Origin of the sequence: Pseudoroseomonas ludipueritiae (assembly GCF_014490445.1) — a bacterium.
Lineage (GTDB): Bacteria > Pseudomonadota > Alphaproteobacteria > Acetobacterales > Acetobacteraceae > Pseudoroseomonas > Pseudoroseomonas ludipueritiae.
This window is the reverse complement of record NZ_JACTUZ010000255.1, coordinates 1-3,693: the sequence shown is the minus strand read 5'-3', so window position 1 is coordinate 3,693 and position 3,693 is coordinate 1. Positions and strand designations below refer to the sequence as shown.

The 3,693-nt window shown below is 68.4% G+C and carries 6 protein-coding genes; 3 read left to right on the top strand and 3 right to left on the bottom strand.

All coding sequences use genetic code 11. The features are described 5' to 3' along the window. The 3 genes from IBL25_RS25000 to IBL25_RS24990 all read left to right on the top strand — a co-directional run. Positions 1-797 (top strand): translocation/assembly module TamB domain-containing protein (locus IBL25_RS25000; RefSeq protein ID WP_187781164.1); only part of this gene is annotated, 797 nt, incomplete at its 5' end. Positions 798-987: 190 nt separating this feature from the next. Next, a complete protein-coding gene (locus tag IBL25_RS24995; RefSeq protein WP_187781163.1) occupies positions 988-1,176 on the top strand; it encodes a hypothetical protein in 189 nt (62 codons plus the stop codon). Positions 1,177-1,248: 72 nt separating this feature from the next. Further along, complete coding sequence (locus tag IBL25_RS24990; protein ID WP_238940656.1) at positions 1,249-2,061, top strand: DMT family transporter; 813 nt, start codon at positions 1,249-1,251, stop codon at positions 2,059-2,061. Between the two features lie 85 nt (positions 2,062-2,146). Here IBL25_RS24990 and minE read toward each other — a convergent pair whose 3' ends face one another. The 3 genes from minE to minC all read right to left on the bottom strand — a co-directional run. Continuing rightward, complete coding sequence (gene minE / locus IBL25_RS24985; RefSeq protein ID WP_321210504.1) at positions 2,147-2,434, bottom strand: cell division topological specificity factor MinE; 288 nt, start codon at positions 2,432-2,434, stop codon at positions 2,147-2,149. After that, positions 2,431-3,249 (bottom strand): septum site-determining protein MinD, encoded by an 819-nt coding sequence (gene minD / locus IBL25_RS24980; RefSeq protein ID WP_187781162.1) that lies wholly within the window; start codon positions 3,247-3,249, stop codon positions 2,431-2,433. The genes minE and minD overlap by 4 nt, the downstream gene beginning before the upstream one ends. A 35-nt stretch (positions 3,250-3,284) precedes the next feature. After that, a partial coding sequence (gene minC, locus IBL25_RS24975; RefSeq protein ID WP_238940655.1) for a septum site-determining protein MinC occupies positions 3,285-3,693 on the bottom strand: 409 nt, incomplete at its 5' end.

Sequence of the window (3,693 nt, the reverse complement as noted above, 5' to 3'; positions counted from 1 at the left end):
CCGCGCGCCCGGCCCCGCGCCGCAACGTGGCGCCCCCGGCGCCGGACCTGGAAGCCACCCCCGCCGCGCCCATCGCGCTGAACCTGCGGGTGGAGGCGCCGCAATCCATCCTGGTGCGCGGGCGCGGACTGGATGCCGAGATGGGCGGCGATATCCGCATCGGCGGCACGGCGGCCAATCCCTCACCGGATGGCAGCTTCAATCTGCGGCGTGGCACCTTCCAGCTCCTGGACCGGCGGCTGACCTTCAGCCGTGGCGCCCTGGTCTTCGACGGCGCCGGGCTGCTGCCCTCGCTGGACTTCGCCGCCACCACCACGGCGCAGGGTGTGACCATTACCGTCACCATCACCGGTCAGCCCAGCGCGCCGAAGGTCGAGTTCACCTCCTCCCCCGAACTGCCGCAGGACGAGGTGCTGGCGCGCCTGCTCTTCGGCCGCTCGGTGGATAAGCTCTCGCCCTTTGAGGTGGCGCAGTTGGCGGCCAGCGTGGCCGGCACGGCGGGCGTGCTGCCGGGTGGCGGCGGGGGTGGCTTCTTCGGCCGCCTGGCCGACCGGCTGGGCCTGGACCGCCTCGGCATCGGCAATACCAACGACACCGGCGAGGGCGATGTGAACTCCTCCTCGCTGGAAGCTGGCGGCTATGTCGGCAATGGTGTCTATGTCGGCGTCGAGCAGGGGCTGGAAGGCGGCCCGCGCGTCGGCGTGGAAGTGGAGCTGACGCCGCGGCTGAAGCTGGAAAGCAGCACCGGCGGCGAGGCGGGGCAGCGCGTGGGGCTCTCCTACGAGTTCGAATATTAAAGCAAGGTCTCGACTTCCGCTGCCATCTGCCTGAAAACAGGCGATGGCGGACCCGGGCCGTGCTGGTTCCGGCTTTTGGCCGGCGCATGGCCATCCGTCGCCCTTTCCCCAGATCCGGCAGTTCCCACCGCGCCCGCGCGGCCGGGAGACTGCGTGGCTGGGGAGCGAACAGTTGAGGATTTCACAGACGATGCGCGCCTTCGACGGCCAGATGTCCGGCAATCGCCCCATCCAGCGCTCCACCGAGGAGAAGAAAAAGCAGCTGCGCGACCTGAAGGAGGCTCTGGCGGCCCTGAAGCCGCATGCCGCCGCCAGCCTGCGCGAATCCCTGACCGCCAAGATCAAGGCGCTGGAAGCCGAACTGGCCCCGCGCCGCTAAGCCTGGATACCTGCCGTGCCTCGCCCCGCCGTCTCTCCCATGGCCGCCGCCTCGCTTCGCGGGATGGGAATCATGGCCATCGCCACGCTATGCGGCGCGGGCGTGAATACCTGCTACCGGCATGCCATCCAGGATGGCATGCCGGTCTCGATGGTAACCTGCGCGCGCGGACTGATGACCCTGGGCTTCCTGATGCCCTGGTTCCTGCGCGCCGGGCCGTCGGCCCTGGCGACGCGGCGGCCCTGGCTGCATCTGGGCCGTTGCGCGGCGGGCACCGTCACCTTCCTGCTGCAGCTGCTCGCCATCGCCTGGCTGCCGCTGGCCGATGCTGTGGCGCTGATCAGCGCGCGCCCGCTTTGGGTGCTGCCGCTGGCGGCGCTGCTGCTGCACGAGAAGGTGCGGCGCTCCCGCGTCATGGTCACGCTGATCGGCTTTCTGGGCGTGCTGCTGATCGCCCGGCCGGAAGGCGAGTTCTCCCTGGGCACGCCCGCCGCGCTGGCGGCCGGCCTGGGGGCCGGCACGGTGCTGATCCTGTTCCGCGCCCTGGCCCGCACGGAGCCGGCGCCGCGCGTCATGGCGTGGTATGCCATTGCTTCCGTGCTCTTCTGGGGGCCGGTGACACTCTGGGGCTGGCAGACGCCCAGCCTCTTCGCCGTGACCATGGTGGTGATGGGCACGGTCTTCGCAATGATGAGCGACCTCTGCGCCTCCGCTGCCGCGAAGCGGGCGGAAGTGGGACTGCTGGCACCGATCGAGTACCTGCAGATACCGGCAAGTGCGGTGATTGGCTGGCTGATGTTCTCGGAGCAACCGGGCTGGTCGCTGGTGGTGGGCACCGGCATCATGCTGGCGGCCACGCTCTATCTGGTGCGGCGGGGCGGTTAGGGGCCAGGAAAGCCCTGTGCTCCGGCGGCCACAGAGGCCGCCGGGGCAGCAACCTTGAACCTGTACCCGTCGCCCGCGGCGGCTGTCAGGAAGCGACCTGACGCGGGGTCGGCTTGGGGCCGGGCAGTTCCACCTCTATAGCCAGAGTGGACATGTCGCCACCCCGGTCCAGAGAGACGTTCACCGCCTTGGCGTCGATCGCCACATACTTGGCGATCACTTCCAGCAGGTCCTTCTGCAGCTTGGGCAGGAAATCCTCGCCCGTGCGGCTGATGCGCTCATGCGCCAGGACGATCTGCAACCGCTCCTTTGCCGCACCGGCCGTCGGGGGCGGTTTGCGATTGCCTCGGAAGACGTCGAGCCAGCTCATCATGCCGCCCTCCCACCAAAGAGCCGGGACAGGAAGCCCTTCTTCTCCGGGTCGATGAAGCGGTGCGGCCGGTCCTGCCCCAGGAAGCGCGCCACCGCGTCGGAATAGGCCATGCCGGCGTTGGAATTCTCATCCAGGATGACGGGATTGCCGGTGTTGGAAGCCTTCAGCACGCTCTCGCTTTCCGGAACCACGCCCAGCAGCGGAATAGCCAGGATCTCCCGGATGTCTTCCAGCTTCAGCATCTCGCCCTTCTCGACGCGGGCGGGATCATAGCGGGTGACGAGCAGGTGCTCCTTCACCGGGTCCCGCTTTTCCTCGGCGCGCTTGGACTTGGATTGCAGCACGCCCAGGATGCGGTCGGAGTCGCGGACCGAGGAGACTTCAGGGTTGGTCACGATCACCGCCTGGTCGGCGAAGTAGAGCGCCAGCAGCGCACCCTTCTCGATGCCGGCGGGGCTGTCGCACAGGATGTAGTCGAAATCCTTGCTCAGCTCGTCGATGACGGTCTGCACGCCTTCCTTGGTCAGCGCGTCCTTGTCCCGCGTCTGGCTGGCGGGAAGGATGGACAGCGTGTCCACGCGCTTGTCACGGATCAGCGCCTGGTTCAGCCGCGCCTCGCCATTGATCACGTTCACGATGTCGAACACCACGCGGCGCTCCACACCCATGATCAGGTCCAGGTTGCGCAGGCCGACGTCGAAGTCGATCACGACAGTTTTTTTGCCGCTCTGGGCGAGGCCGGTGGCGAAGGCGGCCGAGGTGGTGGTCTTGCCAACGCCCCCCTTGCCGGATGTCACCACGATCACTTGCGCCATAGGGTCAGTCTCCTCTCCGCCGGGCCGCGGCCCAGTCAGCCCAGCTTGTCGAAACGCATGCTCTCACCGATCAGCCTGACCTGAACAGGCTTGCCGATCGGCGCTTCCGTCAGTCCCTCACGCACAGCGTAATAGCCGGCGATGGATACCAGCTCGGGGTCGAAATTCAGCGCGAAGACGCGTGCATCGGTGTTGTCCGCTCCCCCAGCAATAGCCCGCCCCCGCAAGGCACCATAGACGTGCAGATTGCCATCGGCGATCACCTCGGCGCCAGCATTCACCGTGCCCGTGACGATCAGATCCGCATTCTGGGCCCAGACGCGCTGGCCGGCGCGGACGGAGGTGTCGACCACCATGGTCGGCCGCGCCATCCCCTCGGGCAACGGCGGCGGCGGCGGCTCGGCGCTGGCGGCGGGGGCCTGGGGCGGCGGCTGCGGTGCGGGC